Raw genomic sequence first — 18,239 nt, forward strand, 5'->3', positions numbered from 1 at the left:
TCAAATGTGGGAGTGGAATACGCACCGCCCACATTCGCACACTTCATTGCCGCTCACATTCCCGCGAGCAGGCGTTGTAATGCAACGCGCGCCTGCGGTGTGATCCCATAAATATCAATCGCGTCGCCGCTTTCGCTGGCGCGGGTGAAAAGCGCCACCAGCCAGTCGTAAACGTAGCGGCTGGCAGCGTGTACGGGTTGCTCCTCCAGACGGGTCAGACGGCCAGATAAGCGTGGGGCCGCTGATGCAAAAATAGCGCTCCCCTGGGCAATTCTGCTGGCAGGGCGCTGTGTTTCACTTACGTTCGTATAGCCAAGCCAGGCGATGAAATTACCGACAATGGCCCGCAGTTGCGAGGCTCCGGCCTGCTGACGAGTGGCGGCTGCCTGTAACTCGCCGGCCAGGTCAAGATGACAACCAATAGCAATGAGCGTGTCTGCAAGCTGTTGCAGGGTATCGCCCGTGATGCCCAGGCGTTGCGCATTCGCGCGCTGACGACTCCAGTGACGCAGGTGCTGACACCATAATCGCCAGCTCAGGGTGCCCGCATCGATGCGAGCCTCCGGTTTTAGCGACGGTTCGTCTGATACCGCAAAAAGATCCACATCTGTACGGAACAGGCCGCTGACGTTGCCTTCCCGAACCTGCCGGGTCGCAGTGAGCGCGCTGAAGTGCTCAAGCGGCGGGAGTAACCCTTCGAGCAGTTCGCCGTGGCGGGAGGCCTGTGCCTGTAACGCCTGAATCATTGATCGGGGACTGACGGGGTGAGAAAGCACAGGCCGTAATAGCACGGCAAGTTGCTCCTGATATCGCGCCGTCAGGTCGCTCAGTCGCCGTTCGCGCGCTGACGCGGATGTTGCGCAGGTTAACCATTCAATCAATCGTTGCAGACTGTGGCTATCAAAGGCGTGAAGGGTTCCCCAGCGCTGACCCAGTTTTCCGACCAGTTGCTGTACCGCTTCATCGTGATTAACGTTGCGGACAATACGATCGTCGTGAGGCGTAATGGCCCATACCAGTCCCGGTAATCCGCCATCCTGTTGTGGCTGGATGGTTTCCACCCACCGGGTAAGCATTTTCGCGGTATGGGGGATATCACTGCGCTGCGCTGCGGCGTTACAGATAAGCAGCAGATCCGGTTGCTGCTGCTGCCGATACCCCTCCGGCAACCAGTGACATTTACTGGCCCAAAGCGCATTCGCATCACAGGCCTGCGGTGCGGGAATATCAATTAAATCCACACTGCGCAACGCATGCTCTTCGCAGTTCAGCACCAGTTCAAATGTCAACAGGGCAAGCGTCGTGCCGGAGAGCGTAACGGTTTGCAGGCCAGGCAACTGAACAATGACGGTCTGTTCGCAGGTACTGTCAGCCAGCAGAAAACCGTCCGCGGGCAGCATAAAATCATCAATCAACAGGCTGAGTGGAGCATGAACGTCCTGACTGTACCCCAGCAGATGCAGGGCGCGTACCAGCGACTGCCACTGCAGGGTCAGTTCCTGCTGATCGCCCCACAGTAGCGACCAGGCCTGAATACGCGTATCGGGATCAAGTGCAGGAAGCAGTTCGGCAAACTGATACCAGCCGCCATCATCAATTTCCTGCCGTGCTGACGGGGCTGTACTTTGCCAGTAACGGGCAACGCCCGCGGCCTCTTCCGCGGTTACAGCGGCAGTCGTTTGGGGTTGGCGCAGCATCTGCAGCGACGCCAGACGCTCAGTAAACGCTTTCCGGTTCAGCGGTCGGCTGGTGCCGTTCTGTCGCGCATAATCGATAAAAATCTGCGCGAGCTGCGCTTCCCGAAGCAGGCGTAAACGCAGAGGAAATGCGGCATCGGCCGTCGGGCTTTGGTGAGTGAAACGAATGGCCATCTGACTGAGTTGATGGCCTGGGTTAATATGGCTGAGGTAATCGAGCCGTTTTTCTCCGCAGACAATCGGCAACTGGCCATCATCACCTGCGCGTAACGCCGTCAGCAGCCAGCTTTTCGCCGCTCTTGAATGCCCCCAAAGCGCGATACTACAGCGTTGTTGACGCGTCTCTTCCACGGCCTGTTGCTGCGCGCTGAGCGTGAGAAGATGCAACAGCAGCGCGTCAGCATCCGCATCCAGCCCCGGGGCTGTCACTCGCGTTGTCGCAATCCACTCCATTACCGCTTGTGCTCTGTTCATGCTAAATACACGCTCCCGCTATCGATCCAGTAATGGCTTCCGCGATGTCGACGGTCAGCCAGTGTGTTGAGTTTCAGCGTCAGGGCTGATACAGGCACCGGCGTACCGTCATTCAGCCAGGCATCGCTCAGCGCGAAAGCCATCGCGCCTTCGCTTTTATTGTCGCCCTGTAGGGTTAAACGCACCTGCAAAATGCCATCCCCGGCGATATTCCGGGCCAGTTCCGGTGAATTAATGCTCAGGGTATAGAGAGGCGTGGCGGGCCAGCGCGTATTTTCCAGTTGACGAAAACCCAGCGTTACGCTGCCGCGAAGCGGGAAATGCAAACGGGTATCGAGTTTTACACCCGGCTTATCGAGATCCAGATCCTCATACCAGACATTCTCATCGCGCAGAATGTTGACTGTTTTATCCAGCACGCCCAGATAACGCACAGTGGAGTAGGCACCGATATCTGCGGCTTTAAAATTAAAGTGCGGCAGGCGTAAATCGAGCGCCAGGCTGCACAGCATGGCGCCAACGGCAGCGGTCGATTTCGGATTTCCGATGCGTCCCTGTTCACTGAACGGATACCATTCGTGAACCGGATAACGATCGAGCCAGACCATCCGGTTAACCGGTACGGGCTGTAAGTAGCGAATTAGCGCTTGTACTGCGGGCAGACAACCCGGTCGCCCGGTTATCAACAGAACGTCGCAGGTGTAGTGGGTGATCGCTTCGCACAGTGCATGCAGCGGGGCTGTGAGAGAAAACTCGCCACCCAGCATAGCGTCATGCAGTGTGCGGAACGAGACGGCTAGCGGCACCGCGAGGAGATCGAACGCCTCGCAGCCCGCAGGCAGTGCATGTCCCACGGCCTGGCTGACATAATTGATGACGTTTTGCGTCAGCGGCTGATCCAGTAGTTCGCCAAAGGTGGTGTGCAGGCCGGCTAACGGGTCATTAATATCGCTCGCCTCCCAGGCGGCAAGCAGGGCGTGGCCAAGGGGAATAAAGAGCTGCAAAACGGTCTGCTGGCGCAGGATGGCCTGCGCATCGAGTCGCCCGGAGTCGCCAAATAGCGTGGCCATTAGCGCGGCGGCATCGCTCACCCCGGCCTGTTGTAAATGTGTCTGAAGCGCCGGGAGAATGCAGCGTTGGATAACATCAAGCAGGATGTCATCACCCGCCACCTTAAAACCTTCACGGAATAACAGTTGCGGCGTGATTTTGACATTGCCGCCAGTGCCGTCATCCAGTTGATACTGGGTAATCGCCATATCCGTCGTGCCGCCACCGATGTCGATAGAGGCGATACGCAGCGTTCGTTCGCGCGCAATGCCAGGCTCCGCCGGGCGATCTGTTCGGGCGAGTGAGGAAAACAGGGCTTCAGTCTGCCCGGAAAAATGAGAGATCGCCTCGTTGTAGAGCCACACTAGCTGCCCGCAACTGGCTTCATCCCACTCCATCTGGATCTTCGGCAGTGGAACACGGCTTTTCCTGGCATCAAATTCATCATCCTGCGGATGCCAGCCCAGCGCTTTCCACACCAGTGCCAGAGCATCCGCCATACGTCGGCGAAAAATTTCACGTTCCTGTTTTGGCATGGCGGACGGAAGCGTCAAAATTATGGTGCGTAACTGACGCACAGAGGCAGGAAAGCCAAGACGCAGACGTGTCGCCACGCTGTTGATCTGCCCCAGCGCCTGAGCCAGCAGTTCGCACAGCATATGGGTCATAAGCGTGCTGCGGCTATAGTGTGGCGAAAAAACGGGCATCCGCTCTTCAGGTGGCAGGGTAAAGAGGGGCTCGCCATCATCGTTCATCAGGTTCATCAGCGGGAAGGCGGTGGCCAGCGGTTCGCGCTGCGTTCGGCTGTTCATCTGGCTGAAGCGCCAGCTTTGTACCGCAGGCGTCTGATCCCACAGGTAGCGGCGGGGGCTGGAAAGACCGCTATAACCCTCGGTTCCTGCCCGTTGCATCGCCAGTTTTCGCGCTTCATCGCCGACGCGAACCAGTGAAGGCCAGATAAATGCGTTCTCGCGCCCGCTTTCTACCGAAAAATGCTGTTTGCCAAAACGAGCCTGTGCAAATTCGATTCGGCTGGTGAACATTGGCGCATTCAAAAACTGCGGCTGGCTGAGTGAGCGAACCTGCAACTCTGCGGTTTGCCGTAAGCCATCGTTCGCATCGCCATGATCTTCAATAAGTACCCCACAGGTATGCGTGTTGCCAACATCCAGAATGAGATCGACAGGAATCGCAGGGGTACTAAGCGAAGTGGTTACTAACTTAATCTCCGGGACGATCAGTTGTTCGCCCAGCATTGTCAGGATATTCAACCAGTGACCCTGATACTCAAACAGGCGCAGCGCCTGCGCCAGTTCATGTTCGGTACGCGGTTCGTGGAGTGTTAGTGCCTGGCTGAAGGCCTCGCGCAGCCAGCCGTCTACCCAGGTTTGGTCAACAAAATGGGCAACTTCCGCATCCTGCCAGGCCAGCGCAAATCGTGTGCCATTGAGGATATCGTTCTCTACAGGGGCAAGCGAGGCCTGTGGATTGTCGGTCTGGCTATCGAACGCCAGCGTGACGCGGTGGCTGTGTCCAGCGCTGTCGGGCGTTTCCAGTTTACGGATCTGTACGCGAGCCCAGTTATCCGGCCCCTCGATAAACGTGCGCGGAGGGTTAAAGCGTAAAAAGGGCAGCGGCAACCAGACGCCGTCCAGCAACGCCAGCGAATGATGCAGATCGAGCGTGCTCTCGGGCTTAACCACCTCGGGCTGATTGCGTTCTTCGTCTGCCAGCGTGTAGCGCAAATTAGCGGCATCCCAGGCCAGACGTAGCAGTGGCCCGTTAGCCGTTTTACGCACGAAGCGACCCACGCCCGGCGAACTCTGCGGCGTTAAGCCGAAGTCGAGAAATTGCACGCCGCTATTGGCGATAAGCGTAACGCTTTGTTTGTAATCGCAAAGAGTGACCAACATCGTCAGACCCCGATTTTCTTAAAGGTGACAGGAACCGTCGTATCTGCGCGATAGCGCGCGGTACAGTCGGCGACATGATTACCGCCTGCCTTGCAGGAGATCTCTGGCATTGGGAAGCGTGAACCATCGCTACAGCGGGCTGTGCCGCGACTTTTAATCAGCAGTTCGCCGTTTTGATGCAGCCCGGCGAAAATTGCCACCCGACAAACAACGTTGTCCCCGTGAACCAGTCGCGCGGTACCTTTGTTTTTTTCGATTTGATAGCGCAGGGACGGTGCATTTTTCATCGTCAGCAACAGGCGCCAGTTGCCATCGAGGAAACGGGTCGTTCCCGCCCGAAGCTGATCGGGCTCCATAACCAGCGCATCTTTAGCGATAGGTTCAATAACGACATCCGGTACGACCACAGGCGCGACGCTGAGGCTGGCATGCTGCAAAGGCAGCGTGGCGGTGAGCATCGGCTGAACGGGAGAGACCACTGGTGGCTGTTGCGCGATTGCCGGCGCAGGGGGGGCAGGCCAGAACTGCGGGGCGAGGACAGCCGCAATTACCGCAGCGGCAATGGGCAACATCCAGCGCCAGCGTCGTCTCGGGCGAGGAACCTCGGGCGCAGGCGCTGCTGACTCGACTTCAGGCTCGGGGGTGGGGCGCGACAGGGTGACGACAACGGGTTCAGGGTCGGCCAGCAGAGGGGCATCGGCCTCATTAAAGGCCAGCGTGTGCTCTTCAGGCTCATCGTCGAACGGCAGTGAGACAATGACTGGCTCCTCCTTGACGGGACGCAGACAGGCCAGCACGTCATCACGGGTATTTTCGTTAAGGTTAACAAAGCCCCAAAAGCTGATAACCGGTTTGCCATCGACCAGAAAAAGGTGATTTTCGCCAGGAAATTGCAGCGCTTTTTCCAGCAGAGCGCCGAATAGCTGCCGGGCGGGTTTATCCGATTGCAGGCACTGACGCGAGAGAGTGCCGATAGCTTGCTGGATCTCTTCAAGTTCACTCAGCGCATTTTCGCGCAGGCTATTATCAGCCGCTTTCCAGCTTATTACGCTGCCTTCGACTGGCGAATACCAGGCGACACGGTCGCCTTCATCATTAAGTTGTGGGATCGCTAAACATTCCGCAATAGCAGAATGTCCGCGTAAGCGGAGCGTTTCCCGCACCTGGTTTGCTGAATCAAAGACGGCCTGTCCGCCACCGCCAACAGACTGAAAATCGTCAAGATTTCCGCTGCGTAAAAGAGTTTTTGCCACGTTGTTGCCCTATAGACTTCTTCACGCTGTTACTTTACACAATTGGCATGAGTGACAAACGGACGATGAAAGGCGAAAAGTGGCCAATTCTCGATGAATTAAGTGAAATTAAAACGGTTGGTGAAGAATGCAGCGATGCTATCCACTTTTGCATAACCTGAGATAAATTGGTTATTTGCCAGTTTTTTGACCCTGTGCTGTTATTAAAGGCCATATAATAAAACAGCAAGGCTTATAACCATGTCTACAGGGAAAACAGTGCTCGCGTTGGCGTTGAGCGCATTATTACCGGCAAGCGCCGCATGGGCGGCGAATAATGACACACTGATCTACTGCTCTGAAGCGTCCCCTGAATCGTTCAACCCACAAATCGCCAGTTCTGGCCCATCTTTCGTCGCCAGCTCGCAGGTGCTGTATAACCGTTTGATTAATTTTGATCCGGTTAAAAATACGCCTGTCCCGTCGCTGGCGACGGAGTGGAAAATTTCACCGGACGGCCTGACTTATACCTTCACGCTGCGTCAGGGCGTAAAATTCAACAGCAATAAATTCTTCAAACCGACCCGCGATTTTAACGCTGATGATGTTATTTTCTCCGTCCTGCGCCAGAAAGACGCCAGTCACCCTTACCATAATGTTTCGCAGGGCAGCTATGAGTATTTCCATGATGTCGGCCTCGATAAACTGATCAAAGAGGTGAAAAAGCTCGATGATTATCATGTTCAGTTTGTCCTCAATCAGCCGAATGCTGCATTTCTTGCCGACTGGGGGATGGATTTCGCATCGATTCTTTCCGCGGAATATGCTGATGCGATGCTCAAAAAAGGGACACCGGAAAATGTCGATAACTGGCCGATTGGCACCGGGCCTTATGCGTTACAGCAGTACAAAGTGGACTCATTAATCCGCTATATTGCGAATCCGAATTACTGGGATGGCGAAGTACCGACCAAACACCTTATTTTCTCCATCACCCCCAATGTGCAGACTCGCCTCGCGAAGCTTGAAACCAACGAGTGTCAGATCATCCCAGCGCCATCTCCGGTGCAGTTTGATGAAATTAATCAGCATAAAGATTTAACCTTGCATAAGGTTGATGCACTGAATGTTGGCTATCTGGCATTCAATACCGGGAAAAAACCGTTTGATAACGTGCTGGTGCGTCAGGCGCTGAACTACGCCACGGATAAGCAGGCAATTATTAAAGCCGTATTCCTCGATTCCGGTACGGTGGCGAAATCACCGATCCCGCCGAATATGCTGGGCTTCGATAAGGGGCTGAAGGATTACAGCTATGATCCGGAAAAAGCGAAAGCGCTCCTGAAGCAGGCTGGCCTGGAGAAAGGTTTCACCGCCACCCTGTGGTCGATGCCGGTACAGCGGCCCTATAACCCGAACTCACGGCGTATTGCTGAGATGATTCAGAGCGACTGGGCGAAAGTCGGCGTGAAGGCCAAAATTGTTTCTTATGAGTGGGGCGAGTATCTCTCCGGGATGCGGAAGGGTGAGCACGATACCGCGTTGTTTGGCTGGATGTCCGATAATGGCGACCCGGATAACTTTGCCGGTACGCTATTGGGTTGCGGAAGTATTGAAAGTGGCTCTAATGCCGCACGCTGGTGTAATAAGGCGTATGATGAACGGGTGAAAAAAGCGCTGCTCGACAGCGACCCGGCGAAGCGTGCGGCGCTCTACACCGAGGCGCAGGAAATTTTTTATCAGCAGGCTCCGTGGATTGCGCTGGCGAACGGAAAAACGTTCTATGCTACGCGTAGCAACGTGACGGGGTACAGCGTAAGCCTGATGGGCAGCGACTTTTCGAAAACGAAAATCAATTAAGGAGTGGGTATGTCACATCTGGATGAAGTGATTGCGCGGGTTGATGCCGCGGTTGCCGAGAGTGTGATCGCGCATATGAATGAACTGTTGGTCGCGCTTAGCGATGACCCTGAACTCAGCCGTGACGATCGCTATACGCAACAACAGCGTTTGCGCACAACGATCGCTCATCACGGTCGTCAGCATAAAGAAGACGAGGAAGCACGACGCGATCAGCTTACCCGCAGCGGCACCATTCTGTAAGGCTTAAAACTGGCGTCTGGCAACAAGCCAGGCGCCTATCACCAGCAGCAGCGCGCCACATACCGGGCCGATTAACGCCCGCCACGCAATGCCCTCACTTTTCACGATATCCATCACCAGCCCGCCGATAAGCTGACTGGCAACCAGCACTGCGATCGTGGTTGCCGCGCCAACATATTGATAACCACTGATGCTGGCAAAAACGAAAAAAGACCCCAGCAGGCCGGGGATCAGCGTCCACCATTTGACGGCTGATACCAGTTCGCCCATGCCCGCGACACCATATTTCAGCAGCAAAATGCTGATGAACAGCACAATCCCTACCAGCGAATTGAGCAGCATGGCGATCAGGATGGTTGAGGAGGTTTGGGTAATGCGCACCATCAACGTATTCTGGATCACCAGCCCGATACCGGCAGCGACCAGAAACACTAAGGTGAGGGAGCTGTTCATGCTTTTCCATCCGGATCGGTGCGATTGTCGAGCTGGAGTTGCATGAAGGTTAGATCCAGCCAGCGGCCAAATTTGGTGCCTACCTGCGGCATTTGCCCTGTCGTCACGAAGCCTAAGGTTTCATGCAGATGTAGCGAGGCGGCATTTTGTGCCTCAATGCCTGCGACCATGACATGCTTGCCACGACGGCGAGCTTCTGCAATCAGCGCTTCGAGCAGCGCACGTCCCAGCCCTTTGCCCTGGTGATCCGGATGGACATAAACGGAGTGCTCGACGGTGTGACGGAAGCCCTCGAAAGCGCGCCAGTCACCATAAGAGGAATAGCCCGTTACCACCCCATTTTCCTCACTTACCAGCACCGGGAAACCGGCAAACTCGCGCGCCTCAAACCAGGCGATGCGGTTATCGGTATCCACCGTCTTATCGTTCCAGATGGCTGCGGTGTGCACCACGGCGTGGTTATAGATTTCGGCAATGGCCGCACAATCTTGTTTTGTCGCAAATCGAATATTCATGACTTGAACCTCAGAAAATGTTCACTATAGTATTACGATATGAATACTATTGAAGACAACTTAAATCAACGGATCGGTGCAAGAATCCGTCTTGAACGTGAATCACGCGGCTGGTCGTTAAGCGACCTCGCCGAGCGCGCGGGCGTTTCTCGCGGCATGATCCACAAAATTGAACGTGGTGAGAGTAGCCCAACGGCTGCGCTGCTGGCTCGTTTGTCCGGCGCTTTTGGTATTAGCATGTCTACGCTGATTGCGCGAGCGGAGATGCAGGAGGGCAAGCTGCTGCGTTTCGCCGACCAGCCGGTGTGGCACGATCCGCAAACCCAATACCTGCGCCGCCATGTCTCACCGCGCAGCGATCTCCCCATTGATCTGGTTCAGATTGAGTTACCTGCCGGGAGCGATATCCCTATGCCCGCGTCGGCCTATGCGCTGGCGCGACAACTGATCTGGCTGACGCAGGGCGAACTGGTATTTGTTGAGGGCGATACGCGCCATGAGATGCGCGCGGGGGACTGCCTCGAACTGGGGCCGCCGAACGACTGCCGCTTTATTAATGAAACGAAAGAGGTCTGCACCTATCTGGTGGTGAGACTTAATACGCCGCCATCCTGATACGCCAGCGGGATTTAGTGGTGGGAATCTCCACAGCGTTATTTTTCGTATTGCGCTGGAACCGTAACATCGAAAATGGCGTGATAATTACGCCTTTTTTTTCGTGCAAAAATATCATAAAACGCTTTAATATAGAGTAACAGAAGCGTTGATATAAAACGCTCAGACAACGATGTGACTTTTTGTAAATTTATTCACTCTCCATCATCAGGAAATGTAGCACCGTTCCACAAAATATAACCTTATTTAAGATATGGCCCATCCTGGTCATGACGATGAGAGCGACATTTATATGTTTGATTTTGTCAAAGCACAAAGATTGAGTCTGACTCAACAGGTAGAACAGAATTTAAAGAATGCATTAATCGTGGGAGCCCTCCGGCCGGGGGCAAGACTGATTACAAAAGAAATCGCAGAAAGTCAGGGGATTAGCATTACCCCTGTACGAGAAGCGTTGCTGCGACTGGTCTCCTCCGGGGCGTTATATGCGGCTCCGGCGCAGGCGTTTTTAGTCCCTGAGCTAAATCTGGAACGCTATAATGAAATCCAGAAAATACGTAAAAAACTGGAAGGGATGGCGGCAGCGGCGGCTTCTGAAAAAATGACCGCAGAAAAAGTAAGTCAATTGCAGCAGCTCGTCCGGCACTTTCATCAAATAAAAAGCAGTGGCGATATGGCTAAAACGTTACAGGCGAATTATCAATTTCGGTTTTGCCTCTATGAATTTGCCGAGATGCCAACGTTAACCGCGCTTATAGAACAGCTTTGGGTGCGGATTGGGCCCAGCTTCAATTATTTGTATCCGCATGCTGATGAAACTTTCTATCAAAAGGAGTTTTATCAAACGCTGTTATTAGCCCTGGCGCAGGGCGCGCAGAAAGAAAGTCATGATGCGATGTGTGAAGTGATCGAAGAAAGCGGAGCGTTATTACAACAACAATACATTAATTAATTTCAGGTATTAATTAGTCTGGATTAATATTACGGCTGAACTTTAGCGAAAATTAAATACTTTTGCCGACCCTCTCCGGAACAGAGAGGGGCGGGCGAAGTATTACTCGAATGTCCAGCCGACATTCAGCCCAACGCCGTAGTTCCTTCCCGGAGCCGGTTCATAGTAACGACCGTTTGATTCATTCACGATCACCGAACCGACGTACTCTCTGTCGAACAGGTTATCGACGCGGCCGAAGAGATCCATATTCAGTTTCCCGATATTGAATTTATAGCCGGTGTTCAGGCCGACAACAGTCCAGGAGGGCGCTTTCGCGGTGTTTTCATCGTTGGCCATGATATCGCTCAGATAACGGATATCTGCCCCTGCGTACCAGCCACTTTCCGGCTCGTATCCCAGTGACGCAAAGCCCATGTTGCGAGCGATCCCCGGCATACGGTTGCCGTTACAGTTGCTGTCGTCACACACGTTAGTGCGATAGGTGGCATCAAGCCATGTCCATGCTGCTTTGGCGCGCCAGTTTTCAGCAAATTGCTGATCAACCGAGAACTCAGCCCCCTGACGGCGCGTTTTCCCGGCGTTTTTGTAGCTGGTACGCCCGCCGCTGCTGGTGTCGGTGACAATTTCGTTATCCGTGTTGGTCTGGAACAGGGCGACGGAGAGCAACCCGTTGCCAATGCGGGTTTTACTACCTATTTCAACGGTATCGTTAGTGGATGGCTGAAGATCAAAATTTAAGCCGCTTTTGCCGTCAGAACGGTAGGAGAGTTCGTTAATCGTCGGCGTTTCAAAACCGCGTCCCGCGGAAAGGTAAACGTTCCATGCATCGTTCACCGCATACTTTAATGAACCCGCAGGAAGCCATTTGTGATAGTTGGCATCGCCGCTGTCGTTACCGTTATCGGCGGTGATGTAATGATCGTTGGAATCGAACCAGACGGAGCTATAGCGAACGCCGGCATCAAGGCTGAGTTTGTCCGTTAACTGCCACTGAGTCTGCAGATAGGGGTCGAGGTTCCACATCAGATTGCGCTCATTACGTCGCAGGTCGCCTTTTTGCCCGTACACTGGCGTGTTGCCGTTCATCACAAAGTTTTCATAACCCTTACGCTGCTCGCTCATGTTCTCGTAATCGAGCCCGGTCGTGAAGGTGACTGGCACCAGCAGTTCACCACGGTGTGTCCAGCGGGTATCAATTCCCTGGTAATGACGGGTGAGTTCAATTACACCGCCCGCGTGAGTTGGGTTAAGCTGCGGTGCGCGCGGAATCGATTGATACTGCGTGGTTTCGCGCTCGCCGGCGTAAAGCATCATGCTCAGATCGTCATTTTCCGTTAATTGTCGGTCATAACGTAAGCCCGCCTGGGTCTGCTTGATAGTTTTACGCGTGTGATACTGCTCCGCGCGCGGCGACTGCTGCGGGTTGTCACGCCACTCGCTTTCGGTTAATCCGCCGGCATCATCCGCTTTGATATCCACACTGTTGAACAGCAGGGTCAGCTTGCTGGCATCATCGATGCGCACGCCCAGTTTGGCATTTGCCAGATTTTTTTGTGCGCCGCTGCGATCGCGATAGCCGTGTGTCGAAAAACGGCTGGTGGAGACGGTGTAGTCGACGTCCCCCGCCTGAGTGCCATCACCCACCGCGCCGGTGGCTTTCATGCCATAACGCCAGCTCCCAAAGCTGCCGTAGTAACTGCTGGCTTCGATGGTCGGCGGCTGCTGGCCGGTTTGCGTGTTGACATTGATTACGCCGCCGGAGGAGTTGCCATAAAGTGCAGAGAAGGGGCCGCGCAGGACGTCGAGGCTTTCAACGCTGTTAATGTCGATGTTTGAGGTTTGCCCCTGACCATCCGGCATGGTGGCAGGTATACCATCGACATAAAGACGCAGCCCCCGCACGCCAAAAGTGGAACGGGCGCCGAAGCCGCGAATCGACAACTGGAGATCCTGTGCATAGTTCTGACGATTCTGCACCTGTAAACCCGGCACCTCTCCGAGTGATTCAGAGAGATTCACCCGAGGCGCGGCGTGGCGCATCTCGTCGCCGTTTACCACGCTGACAGCAGCAGGCGTATCCAGCTCTGATAATGTTTTAGGGGCGGCGGTGACAATAATCGTTTGCTCATCGGCCGCAAAAACGGCCGGGGAAAAGATGAGCGGAAAGAGAAGCGCCGGAAACGAAGCTGAACGTACATTTATGATTTTCATTAGAAACCCGCAAAACGAACCAAATGGAACATATCCCTGTTATGGTAATACGTATGTAAACACATTGAAAACTTTAGTGGCATTTTGCGTTAAAGGAGATATCAAAAGATGAAAAAATTTATCCACTACAGGGAATTAAGTCTCCACTTTGTGTGAATTAATGATTACTATTCGCATCTACAAAACACCGTGCAATGACGCGGCGGAGAATGAAGCTTTGTGAAGCAGTAACATATTGGTCTATCAAAGGGAGTCGTCATGTCATTACGTCAATTGTCTGCACCGCGTTTGCGCCGTTCGTTATTCCTGAGCACGTTACTACTGGCGGGCAGCTTCAGCGCCCATGCGGCAGAAGAGATGCTGCGCAAAGCGGTCGGTAAAGGGGCTTATGAAATGGCCTATAGTCAGCAGGAAAACGCGCTCTGGTTGGCTACATCACAGAGCCGTAAACTCGATAAGGGCGGCATTGTTTACCGTCTCGACCCTGTGACGCTTGAAGTTACGCAGATAATCCACAACGATTTAAAACCGTTCGGTGCCACAATCAACAACCAGACCCAGACGCTGTGGTTTGGCAATACCACCAACAGCACCGTGACGGCGATTGATGCTAAAACCAGCGAAGTGAAAGGGCGCCTGGTACTGGATGATCGCAAACGCAGTGAAACGGTTCGCCCGCTGGCGACGCGTGAACTGGCCGTTGATGAGAAAACCAACACGGTCTACGTCACCGGCCTGGGTAAAGAGAGCGTGGTCTGGGTGATTGATGGCGAGAAGCTGGCGCTGAAAACGACCATTGAGAACACCGGCAAAATGGGGACGGGCCTGGCGGTGGACTCCGATAAGCAGCGCCTGTATGTGACTAATGGTGATGGCGAACTGGTGACTATTGATACCGCGACTAACAAGATTCTGGAACGTAAGAAACTGCAGGATGACGGTAAAGATCACTTCTATATCAACATTAGCCTGGATAAAGCGGCACAGCGCGCCTTTATTACCGATTCCAAAGCGCCACAGGTGCTGGCGGTCGATCTTAAAAGCGGCAAAGTTCTGGCAACCATCGACACTCCGGAAGCGCTGGGCGTACTCTACAACCCGACGCGTGATGAGGTTTACGTGACTCAGCGTAAAGCGGGCACGGTATCGGTGATTGATGCGAAAACCTACAAGGTAACTAAAACCATCCAGACGCCAACGTTCCCGAACAGCCTCGCGCTCTCCGGCGACGGGAAAACCCTGTATGTGAGCGTGAAGCAGGCGTCAACCCGTGAGAAAGAAGCAACCCAACCGGACGATGTCATTCGTATTGCTCTGTAAATAAAAAAGGTCGCTCAGGCGACCTTTTTTATTGATGTGTTCGTATTATTGCGGTGCAGAACTGTGGATCTCATGGACACGCTTACGCACGCCAAACCAGCCAACAATCAGCAGGATGGCAATGACCGGAACAGAAGCGATGGTGTAAGTACCGTTCGGGTAGTCAAACGCCATCAGCACCAACACGCTGAACAGGAACAGCAACGTCAACCAGGAGGTGAAAGGCGCACCCGGTAGCTTAAAGCTGATGTCTGCGGCTTTACCCTCTTTAATCGCTTTGCGCAGACGCATCTGGCAGACCACGATAAAGGCCCAGGAGGCGATGATCCCCAGCGAGGCAACGTTCAGTACGATTTCAAAGACCTGCGAAGGCACCAGATAGTTGAGGAAAACCCCCACCACATACACGCCAAGTGTCGCCAGAATCCCCGCGTAAGGTACCTGCTGGCGGCTCATTTTAGACATAAATTTCGGCGCGGATCCTCCCATCGACATGGAGCGCAGGATACGTCCGGTCGAGTAGAGGCCAGAGTTCAGACTGGAGAGCGCCGCCGTCAGTACCACCACGTTCATCACGTCGCCCATGTAGGGTACGCCCAGTTTAGAGAAGAACGTAACGAACGGGCTTTGACCTGCCTGATAGGCGTTCCACGGCAACAGCAGTACTAACAGCGCGACGGAGCCGACATAGAACAGGCCGATACGCCAGATGACACTGTTGATGGCGCGCGGTACGGTATTTTCCGGATCTTTGGCTTCCCCGGCGGCAGTCCCGACCAGTTCAATGGAGGCAAAGGCAAAGACGACGCCCTGAACCAACACCAGCGCAGGCAGCAGTCCGTGTGGGAAGAAGCCGCCATTATCCGTTATCAGGTGGAAGCCGGTGGTGTTGCCGTCCAGTGGTTTTCCGCTACCGAGGAAAATCGTGCCGACAACCAGGAAAGCCACAATAGCCAGAACCTTAACCAGAGCGAACCAGAACTCCATTTCAGCAAACCATTTTACGCCGATCATGTTCATGGTGCCGACGATCGCCAGCGCGCCCATTGCAAATACCCACTGTGGCACATCGCCGAATGCGCCCCAGTAATGCATGTAAAGTGCGACGGCCGTGATGTCGACGATCCCGGTCATCGCCCAGTTGACGAAGTACATCCAGCCTGCGACGTAAGCGGCTTTTTCACCAAGAAATTCCCGGGCATATGAGACGAAACTGCCGCTGGAAGGGCGATGCAGAACCAGTTCGCCCAGCGCTCGCAGTATAAAGAAAGAGAAGATGCCACAAACCAGATAAACGATAGCCAGCGATGGGCCTGCCATCTGTAAACGCGCGCCCGCGCCGAGAAACAGGCCGGTACCAATCGCGCCGCCGATAGCAATCATCTGGATCTGACGATTGCCCATCGCTTTGTGATAACCCTCTTCGTGGGAGTTGAGCCAGCGGCGTTTCGCCGCGCGCTGCTCCTCGGTGGTGTTGTGCTTTGTATTCATTAATTTTATACCTGCTTACCTGTCAAAGTCCTTCACGGATGTCCTGTTCCCCGGCGCAATAACAAACGATTGCGCGGGTAGCAAAATATGCTGTCTTTCTCATGATTCTGATGCCGAGATAAGACAAACATGGCGCAGCATCCTACACAAAACGCCAAATTGACGCAAAAGATTGATGCAGGATCCCAGGCCCAGCGCACACCGCAGCAGGCCGCGATTCAGCAGGAGTAGAGCAGACCGTCATTGATGAATTATGCACATGGGGCCTTTCATCTTTTAGCGTCTAATGTTTACGTTTGAATTGCGTTACTGTTGTGGCACACCGAAGAGGAGAAGCAGATGAAAATTATTCGTAGTGGGTCGTTGCCGTCAATAAAAGGGCCTGAAAGCTGGTTTACGGGTACGGTCAGAATTGATGCACCATTTCAGGCTGAAGAACCGGCAAAAGTGGGCGGTGCTACGGTGACGTTTGAACCTGCGGCGCGCACGGCATGGCACACTCATCCACTTGGCCAGACGCTTATCGTTACCCAGGGGCGCGGTTGGTTACAGGAGTGGGGGAAAGCGCCGGAAGCGCTGAATCAGGGAGATATCGCCTGGATCCCACCGGGTGTGAAGCACTGGCATGGGGCTTGCGCGGAAACGGCGATGACCCATATCGCGATTGCAGAAGCGGAAAACGGCAGCCCGGTTACGTGGCTCGAACAGGTGACAGAGGAACAGTATAAGGGCTGCTAATGTTAGCCTGATATAGAGATGAGCGAGCTTTCCCGCCGGGGGCTCGCTTTTTTTATTCCTTTATCTTGTCTGAAGTGAATGGATTCTGAAAATTTGCCTGTGGGTTTAAAGCCTGACAGGAGAAGTATACTCTTCAGTCTTGCAGATAATGGTAATCAGAGGAGGCATGCTTTTCTGAAATTATTCTGTTCTGATTAATTCAATGGATATATGAAAAGGGTCGGGAGATGTTTAAACAAATTATGATCGCATCGGTGTTGATGATGTCGGTGGTCATCCCTTGTAGCGCGACGCGTACTGAGACCGGGCAAAACGGAAATATCATCATTGGCATCCTTGGCCCGGACGAGGGAAATGACCTTGCGCATACGACTTGTGTGTTGAGTCGTTCAGGAAAAACCGATACCGGGAACGTAGAATATCTTGAGGGTGCGTACTGCCCGGTGGGGGCAAAAGAATGTGACTACTACGCCGTGATGAAGTTGAACGGTATAGAAACAAGGCTCAAGCAAGTCGCGTCAACTGAACGCTCGGCGGTGTATTCCAACGGTAATATCACGCTGAATACGCAACAAACGCCAATTCATGCTGAAACAGCAGACGATGAAGGAAGTGATTATAAGTTTGTGATGGTAATTAGAACGAAAGGTGTTGAGAAGCGGGTTGAAATGGAGGGGTATTGTGGGGTGTAAAGGGTGCTTACGATATTATTAAATCAGAGCGGATACAGCGCTGCGTGATAATAAATTAATCTAAATCATAAACGCGCAAGGGAGAGTGCGGTTAAGGTAGAGACTCGCAGGAACGCGCCATAGCGTAGCTTATTCATTCAGGACAGGATGTCGCATTAATGAAATCATACCGCTCACTCTATCTTGCCGTCACGCTCCTCGCCGCCTTTAGTGCGCAAAGCGAAACGGCTATTCCTCCGGATGTTCAGCGTTTTATCGATGAAGCCGAAATATGTCAGCATCTGGCAGGGGAATGGGAGCCGTCACTCCCGGAACAACAGCAGAAAGAGATAAAGGCCGGTGTTGCCGAGCACTGCTCAAAGGCGGAGAAACAACTTCCTGCATTACGCGCTAAGTACAGCGAAGAACAGGATATCCTGGCGATGATTTCGGGATATTCGTTATGACCTTACATCGCCGATATCGCGGCAGTTAACGCACAATTTAACAACCCACCTGCCGAACCTGTGGTAGCTTTAAACCTCTTTTAACAAGGAGCCTGCTATGCCACACGTTGATATCAAAAGTTTTCCCCATGAACTGACCAGCGAACAGACCGAGGCGCTGGCGGCGGATATTACCGAGGTGATCATTCGCCATCTGCACAGTAAAAACAGTTCCGTGAGCGTCGCCTGGACGCAGGTTCAGCCAGATGCGTGGAAGGAAATTTGGGATAGCCAGATTGCCCCGCATATGGACGAGCTGATTAAGAAACCTGGCTATAGCATGTAATGTCTGTCC

16 protein-coding genes are annotated in these 18,239 nt (G+C 53.7%); 9 read left to right on the forward strand and 7 right to left on the reverse strand.

Going from position 1 to position 18,239, the window contains the following annotated elements; translation table 11 throughout:
- Window positions 1-53 precede the first annotated feature (53 nt).
- From VSR74_RS02040 to VSR74_RS02050, 3 genes are read right to left on the reverse strand one after another with little or no spacing between them, the layout of a single operon-like run.
- Entirely contained in the window at window positions 54-2,171 is a 2,118-nt protein-coding gene (locus VSR74_RS02040; RefSeq protein ID WP_347793149.1) for a virulence factor SrfC family protein, read from the reverse strand.
- A complete protein-coding gene (locus tag VSR74_RS02045; RefSeq protein ID WP_347793150.1) occupies window positions 2,168-5,134 on the reverse strand; it encodes a virulence factor SrfB in 2,967 nt (988 codons plus the stop codon). Before VSR74_RS02045 ends, VSR74_RS02040 begins: the two co-directional genes overlap by 4 nt.
- A gap of 2 nt (window positions 5,135-5,136) precedes the next feature.
- Window positions 5,137-6,387, reverse strand: coding sequence for an SrfA family protein (locus tag VSR74_RS02050; protein ID WP_347793151.1), 1,251 nt, complete (start codon window positions 6,385-6,387; stop codon window positions 5,137-5,139).
- A 240-nt stretch (window positions 6,388-6,627) separates the two neighbouring features.
- Between VSR74_RS02050 and VSR74_RS02055 the strand changes: the two genes are divergently transcribed.
- Together VSR74_RS02055 and VSR74_RS02060 are read left to right on the forward strand one after the other, a co-directional pair.
- Window positions 6,628-8,226: an ABC transporter substrate-binding protein gene (locus VSR74_RS02055; RefSeq protein ID WP_347793152.1), complete on the forward strand. Its 1,599-nt coding sequence runs from the start codon at window positions 6,628-6,630 to the stop codon at window positions 8,224-8,226.
- A gap of 9 nt (window positions 8,227-8,235) precedes the next feature.
- On the forward strand, window positions 8,236-8,469 hold the full coding sequence (locus VSR74_RS02060; protein ID WP_347793153.1) for a YdcY family protein: 234 nt from the start codon (window positions 8,236-8,238) through the stop codon (window positions 8,467-8,469).
- A 3-nt stretch (window positions 8,470-8,472) separates the two neighbouring features.
- On the opposite strand, the gene VSR74_RS02065 is transcribed toward VSR74_RS02060, so the two are convergent.
- Together VSR74_RS02065 and VSR74_RS02070 are read right to left on the reverse strand one after the other, a co-directional pair.
- On the reverse strand, window positions 8,473-8,922 hold the full coding sequence (locus tag VSR74_RS02065; protein ID WP_347793154.1) for a DMT family transporter: 450 nt from the start codon (window positions 8,920-8,922) through the stop codon (window positions 8,473-8,475).
- Entirely contained in the window at window positions 8,919-9,437 is a 519-nt protein-coding gene (locus VSR74_RS02070) for a GNAT family N-acetyltransferase (RefSeq protein ID WP_347793155.1), read from the reverse strand. Before VSR74_RS02070 ends, VSR74_RS02065 begins: the two co-directional genes overlap by 4 nt.
- A 39-nt stretch (window positions 9,438-9,476) precedes the next feature.
- Between VSR74_RS02070 and VSR74_RS02075 the strand changes: the two genes are divergently transcribed.
- Together VSR74_RS02075 and VSR74_RS02080 are read left to right on the forward strand one after the other, a co-directional pair.
- On the forward strand, window positions 9,477-10,052 hold the full coding sequence (locus tag VSR74_RS02075; protein ID WP_347793156.1) for a helix-turn-helix domain-containing protein: 576 nt from the start codon (window positions 9,477-9,479) through the stop codon (window positions 10,050-10,052).
- A 292-nt stretch (window positions 10,053-10,344) separates the two neighbouring features.
- Window positions 10,345-11,004: a GntR family transcriptional regulator gene (locus VSR74_RS02080; RefSeq protein ID WP_347793157.1), complete on the forward strand. Its 660-nt coding sequence runs from the start codon at window positions 10,345-10,347 to the stop codon at window positions 11,002-11,004.
- Window positions 11,005-11,106: 102 nt separating this feature from the next.
- Here VSR74_RS02080 and pqqU read toward each other — a convergent pair whose 3' ends face one another.
- Window positions 11,107-13,218, reverse strand: coding sequence for a TonB-dependent receptor PqqU (gene pqqU, locus VSR74_RS02085; protein ID WP_347793158.1), 2,112 nt, complete (start codon window positions 13,216-13,218; stop codon window positions 11,107-11,109).
- Window positions 13,219-13,476: 258 nt separating this feature from the next.
- On the opposite strand from pqqU, the gene yncE reads away from it, so the two are divergent.
- Entirely contained in the window at window positions 13,477-14,538 is a 1,062-nt protein-coding gene (yncE, locus tag VSR74_RS02090; protein WP_347793159.1) for a 7-bladed beta-propeller protein YncE, read from the forward strand.
- A gap of 45 nt (window positions 14,539-14,583) precedes the next feature.
- Here the strand turns inward: yncE and ansP are convergent, their stop codons facing one another.
- Entirely contained in the window at window positions 14,584-16,029 is a 1,446-nt protein-coding gene (gene ansP / locus VSR74_RS02095; RefSeq protein WP_347793160.1) for an L-asparagine permease, read from the reverse strand.
- Window positions 16,030-16,368: 339 nt separating this feature from the next.
- On the opposite strand from ansP, the gene VSR74_RS02100 reads away from it, so the two are divergent.
- The 4 genes from VSR74_RS02100 to pptA all read left to right on the forward strand — a co-directional run bounded on the left by VSR74_RS02100 (window position 16,369) and on the right by pptA (window position 18,230).
- Window positions 16,369-16,767, forward strand: a complete 399-nt coding sequence (locus tag VSR74_RS02100) for a (R)-mandelonitrile lyase (RefSeq protein ID WP_347793161.1) — start codon at window positions 16,369-16,371, stop codon at window positions 16,765-16,767.
- Between the two features lie 227 nt (window positions 16,768-16,994).
- Window positions 16,995-17,459: an adhesin gene (locus VSR74_RS02105; protein ID WP_347793162.1), complete on the forward strand. Its 465-nt coding sequence runs from the start codon at window positions 16,995-16,997 to the stop codon at window positions 17,457-17,459.
- A gap of 158 nt (window positions 17,460-17,617) precedes the next feature.
- A complete protein-coding gene (locus VSR74_RS02110; protein WP_347793163.1) occupies window positions 17,618-17,905 on the forward strand; it encodes a hypothetical protein in 288 nt (95 codons plus the stop codon).
- Between the two features lie 97 nt (window positions 17,906-18,002).
- Window positions 18,003-18,230 (forward strand): tautomerase PptA, encoded by a 228-nt coding sequence (gene pptA / locus VSR74_RS02115; protein WP_347793164.1) that lies wholly within the window; start codon window positions 18,003-18,005, stop codon window positions 18,228-18,230.
- Window positions 18,231-18,239 lie beyond the last annotated feature (9 nt).

This window comes from Pseudocitrobacter cyperus, from assembly GCF_039889165.1.
GTDB lineage: Bacteria > Pseudomonadota > Gammaproteobacteria > Enterobacterales > Enterobacteriaceae > Pseudocitrobacter > Pseudocitrobacter cyperus.